Source organism: Microcystis sp. M049S2 (assembly GCF_020245625.1).
GTDB classification, from domain to species: Bacteria; Cyanobacteriota; Cyanobacteriia; order Cyanobacteriales; family Microcystaceae; genus Microcystis; species Microcystis ichthyoblabe_A.
The window spans coordinates 1-5,039 of sequence record NZ_JADBUN010000193.1; the positions used below are offsets into that span (position 1 = coordinate 1).

5 protein-coding genes are annotated in these 5,039 nt (G+C 40.1%); 2 read left to right on the forward strand and 3 right to left on the reverse strand.

The genetic code is table 11. The features are described from left to right. The 3 genes from IM496_RS16175 to IM496_RS16185 all read right to left on the reverse strand — a co-directional run. Positions 1 to 228, reverse strand: a 228-nt coding sequence (locus IM496_RS16175; RefSeq protein ID WP_287662549.1) for an endonuclease domain-containing protein, incomplete at its 3' end; no start/stop codon positions are given. Positions 229 to 379: 151 nt separating this feature from the next. After that, positions 380 to 2,734 (reverse strand): GUN4 domain-containing protein, encoded by a 2,355-nt coding sequence (locus tag IM496_RS16180; RefSeq protein ID WP_287662550.1) that lies wholly within the window; start codon positions 2,732 to 2,734, stop codon positions 380 to 382. Between the two features lie 341 nt (positions 2,735 to 3,075). Beyond that, the gene (locus IM496_RS16185; protein WP_287662551.1) at positions 3,076 to 3,657 is read right to left on the reverse strand and encodes a Uma2 family endonuclease; all 582 of its coding nucleotides are present in this window, start codon (positions 3,655 to 3,657) and stop codon (positions 3,076 to 3,078) included. 230 nt (positions 3,658 to 3,887) lie between these two features. Between IM496_RS16185 and IM496_RS16190 the strand changes: the two genes are divergently transcribed. Further along, positions 3,888 to 4,535, forward strand: coding sequence for a hypothetical protein (locus tag IM496_RS16190; RefSeq protein WP_194014101.1), 648 nt, complete (start codon positions 3,888 to 3,890; stop codon positions 4,533 to 4,535). Between the two features lie 71 nt (positions 4,536 to 4,606). Next, a complete protein-coding gene (locus IM496_RS16195) occupies positions 4,607 to 4,858 on the forward strand; it encodes a BolA family protein (protein WP_002755721.1) in 252 nt (83 codons plus the stop codon). Positions 4,859 to 5,039: the final 181 nt, after the last annotated feature.

A 5,039-nucleotide genomic window follows, 5' to 3' on the forward strand; every position in this document is an offset into this window, starting at 1 on the left:
CCTATTATGACTATCACCATCAATTTCAATCACTAATTTTAATTCGGGGCAATAAAAGTCAACAATAAATTGATCAATCGGTCTTTGGCGATGAACTCTATATTGAAAATTGTTTAAGTATTCATACCAAAGTTTTCTTTCAGCTTTGGTCATATTTTTACGGAGTTCTTTGGCTCGTTCTACGAGTTTGGGATTGTAGGGTAGATGATGATGATTGGTTAATTGCATAGGTTTGATCCCCCCAACCCCCCTTGATAAGGGGGGCTTTTTACTGGTTTAAGATGATTGGTTAATTGCATAGGTTTGATCCCCCCAACCCCCCTTGATAAGGGGGGATTTTTACTGGTTTAAGATGTCTAAATCTGTGATATATTACAGGTTACAAGTCGCTGCGCGAGAAAAGAGATACCCTCCACCACACGCGGCGACCAACCCCCCCCCCTGGTGTGCGCCCCACGACCCTCCACCAAGGTGACGGTAGGTATGCGTGTTTACTACCATCTAATAAAAAAGTTAGCTCATCATAGCTCAACCAGTTTCCGCTCCTGCGCCAACCCACCTCGTCAGCGAATTTTTTATACACATCATAATCGTATTCCCCTGGGACACCACCGCAATCCAGCCAGACTTTTTTCTGCACAGAAAAGCCAAATTTGCCGCCGCTATTATCTACCCAGAGCTTATCAATCGTGCGTAACTCTTCACAGGGAAAGTTGTTAATGCTTTCTTCATCTAGCCAGCCTTCATCTTCCCTTTTAGCAATTAACAACATTAACCGCGCCGTTTCCTCATCGGCTTCGCGCCATTGGCCATTTTTCAGAAAGGTTTCTAGTTGGGTAAAGAGAGAAGTCTGTCGTTTTTGTTCTAAAAATTCCAAACCTCGACGTTTTTTAACAGGTAATTCTCGATAACATCGCTCCGCTAATCCCTGAGCTTTAGGATTAGATTGATTATAAAAATAGACAATAAAATCAGTTGGATTAATTAATAAAGTAGCATACATAATGCAAGCCTCGTACCAGAGATTTTGTTCCCAATTTTCCCAGAGTAAATTTTCTTGCTTTAACCGTTTAATCTCCAAAGCAATTAAATAGGACTGAAAAAGATTATGGGCAAACTCATAGTATTCATCCTTTTTCAAAATTAACTCACTCACATGAATTAACCGTTCTACAAAATCCTTAGCCGAAGTGCTTTCAGGATAACCCAATTCCTGAATAAAATTTTGTATAGAACTCAGTAATTCTGAATATTCAATCGTGGTTGTATTTCCCATTTTCAGGGCTAACTGTTGCAATACCCGTTGACGATGATTTTCCTCATTGTTATCTAAAATCATATCAATGCCCCTAGCTTGAGGGCGAGTGATCAATTGCAGATCAAAAATTCGGCGAAATAAATCCACTCGTTGCTGAGGTAATTTTTGTCCCGAGCCAAAGTTTGCCCGATGTAACTGTACTATCATATTCAGATTTAAGGGATTTCTCGCCAAGGCTAATAGAGTAGAACTTTCCCCGGAATCATCGAGAGCAAATAACTGATTAATTAAATCTTTTGCTTTATTGTCGGCAGCTTCTTGTTTAGCTTTTAAACTTCTGCTAACTCTGGTTTCCTGCTCTTGCCAGAAATACCATTTATACACAAAATCCCGAATATTTTTATCGGTAAATTCATTAATAAACACCTTTTGCCGATGTTTATGCTCAGAGCGAAACGCTTGATAGCCTTTCGGACGAGAGGTTAAAATAAAATAGTTTTGGCGAAAATCTTGCCACTGTTTGCCAATCCATTGACTGACTTTTTCGGCATATTCGGGTTTAACTTCATCAAAACCATCAAACATCACTAACATTCGCTGACGGGTTAAATGACTTTTAGCCCAGTTCTGAGGTAAATCTAATTCTTGAGAAATATCTTGTTTAAGATGTCGCTCAATTAAGGTTGGTAAATCCAATCCTTCTGTGGTGGTAATCACTTCCTGCCATCTCCGTAAACGTAAAAAGACAGGAATTAAAAAAGGTGCATTTTGTTTGGGTTGTTTTAGAGCGTAGTTATAGGCTAAATGACGCAATAAAGTTGTTTTTCCTCGTCCACCAGGAGCCAGAATTAACAACCGTAAATTTGTCCTCTTTTTAGCCCGTCGCAATAAATCCCAAATATCATCCCCCGTACCTTTAGATTCTTCTTCTGAGCGCAGTTCTAATTGACTCAGATCCAAATTAATAAAAATTTCTTCTAGTTCTGGGGTAGAAAAACCAAAGATTGCATCTTCAATCCCTTCAATATCATCATAACGACAATCTGAATCCCGTAATTTAATTAAATATTTCCCGTCAGGATTAGCTAATTGCCAACGTATTTTTTCCAGTCCTTTGTCTAGCCAAACAAAAAAGCTTAAAGCTGAACCTTTACCATGATTTTTACCTTTGGTTCTTGCTATTTCTAAAAACCCTTGACTCCAGGCTGATCCGTAGGTAAAAAAGCCCGTGACGATAAAGGTGACTCCCCCGACAATAATCGCCTTAACCGTGTCATGTTGACTAAGCCAAGTTAAGCCGCCTGTAATGCTACCCCCGATAATTGGAAGGGAAGGAGCGGAGGTTCGGAGTTGATGGGCAACAAAAGCAGTGATTTTTCCCGTCCAAACTTGAGCCTGTTCCTTTTCCTGGTCAAAATCTGATTCTTTTTTCTCTTCAGATTCTGATGCTTCCGGCTTTGTGGTTTTATCGTCCATAAACCCCCTTTGATCAACCTCTTCTAATTATACTAGACCCCTTTGGAGTGGTGTTATTGGCTTATAAGTAGGTAGGCGTTAAAAATTATCAGACACCCACCTTATCAAGGGGGGACTAAGGGGGGATCGAACCCAAAATCCATTTTAAATTTAATTATAACCAGCTACTTACCATTTTTCAAAAATCAATTAATAAATTCAATTTCAGTTAGGGGAACCGGAAATGTTGCTTTTTTATCCCGATGGACAAGCTTTCAATAGCTATAATCAGGAAAACAACGAGCGGAACGATTAGCGAATAAACTGCGGGAATTAGGCATTAATCCTGACGATATCTAAGTTTACCCCTTGATCTCACTTTTATTACCAAGTATTTCAATTAAAGTTAACTCTATTGCTGGAAAGGATTCAATAAAAATAATTTCACCTCGATAATATTTCTGAATATCCTGATAACTACCCTGCAACGGATGGCGATAAACTTCTAAACATTCTTCCTTGAGATTGACGATCCAAACTTCTTGAATATTTGCCTCTGCATAAAGAGGGATTTTAGTATAGCGATCATAATCGAGGGTAGAATCAGAAACTTCAATAATTAAATAGATATCTTGAGGACAAGGATAGGCAGCAACATAAAAATCCGATCGAGGTATTAGTAAACTTAAATCTGGTTCTGGTTGAGAATTATTATTTAATCTAATCGGGTTTTGTCCTCCTAAGAGAATAAGATCGCCAAATTTTCGATAAAATAACTGTGTTAATCTAGCTATACCAGCAGCATGACGGGTTCCCATCGGTGACATTTTGATAATTTCTCCTCGAATTAATTCCACTTTTTCATCGGGTTTGATTATTCCCTCGGTTGCCATTTTTTCGTATTCTTCCACCGTAAACTTACGAGTAATCAGCGATAAAGACATTTTAACTAAACTCCTACTTTCTCTTTATTCTATCTTGACAGCCTTGCTGAGGTTAAATTATCAGTATCTAAACAATTAATCGGGGGTATAAACTAACTTTTTGGGGACTTGTACTGATTTTTCGGGAAAAAACAGCACTTGCCATGGCGACAAAACCGCTAGAGCTAACGTCTAGAAAGCTGGGGTCGGATCGAAACTGCCCCAAAAAAGCTACTATAGGTCAGTTGTCGATGTTAAAAAAAATAGCCGTTCCCATCTGGAACATTAAGTCGAGAAATTTTATGGTTAAGCGAAAACAGCCTTATAGTTTAATTTATCTGCTCACTCTGGTGATCGGTTTAGTGATTGCGATCGCACCTGACGGACAAGCACAAACCCCCGACTCTAACACTCCCGCCAGCGATCCTAACGAATTAAAACCCTTAAATCAAGCCGATAGTGTCCTGAGTCTTCAGGGGGGACAACGTTTAGTGGAAGAAGCGAACGCCGCTATTAATGCCGCTAAATACGATGTCGCTGTGGACAAACTCAATCAAGCGCGTCGGATTTTTAACCAACTATCTAACTATCATCTGCAATTAGCTAATAGTTTCTCAGGAATTGACCCGAAAGTATTCGATTCTCAGCGTCAAAGTGCTTTAAACACGGGACAACTGCGGGATGAAGCCACCTATCAGCTTGCTTTGGTCCATAGGGCGCAAAATCAGCCAGAATTGGCGGTTCCTTTGTTAATTCAGGTGATTCAATCCCAAAACCCCACCAGTGAATTAGGACAAAAAAGCTATCAACAACTCTACGAGATGGGATTTGTCAGCACACCCATCTCCGCACCGACTCCCACCTCGGCAACTCCTAACAACTCCCCCCCACGGCAGTAAATTTTGTCCCCATTGACGAGCTTTCGGTAACAATGGGATCAGAGTATCTTTAATTGTTTTGAGGAGTTAAGATGGTTGACTTTCGCCAAGTAGAAGCGATGATTCAAGAACAAATCCCCGATGCACAGGTGATGGTTCGGGATTTAACGGGAGGTGGTGATCATTTGGAAGCGGTGGTTATTTCCGGCGAATTTGCCGGCAAAACCCGCGTTAAACAGCATCAAATGGTTTATGGCGCTTTACAATCGGCACTGGCTACCGAAGCCATCCATGCTTTGGCATTAAAAACCTACACTCCCGACAGTTGGGCAGCAGAAAAATAACAGTTATCAGTTATCAGTTATCAGTTATCAGTTAATTTTTTGGCTCTCTTAGGTTTGGTGGGCAAAATGTATTCTAAGATACATTCTTTCTGGCGAGCGAGTGGAAGGAACCACAAAGACACAAAGGACACAAAGATTGATCGATCCTCTGTAAGTTAAACTTATCACACAGAACCTAGAA

Bases quoted from the DNA above. Each gene is read 5' to 3' on its own strand.
- IM496_RS16185 (WP_287662551.1), bottom strand. From the start codon at position 3,657: ATGTCTTTATCGCTGATTACTCGTAAGTTTACGGTGGAAGAATACGAA.
- IM496_RS16195 (WP_002755721.1), top strand. From the start codon at position 4,607: ATGGTTGACTTTCGCCAAGTAGAAGCGATGATTCAAGAACAAATCCCC.
- IM496_RS16190 (WP_194014101.1), top strand. From the start codon at position 3,888: ATGTTAAAAAAAATAGCCGTTCCCATCTGGAACATTAAGTCGAGAAAT.
- IM496_RS16180 (WP_287662550.1), bottom strand. From the start codon at position 2,734: ATGGACGATAAAACCACAAAGCCGGAAGCATCAGAATCTGAAGAGAAA.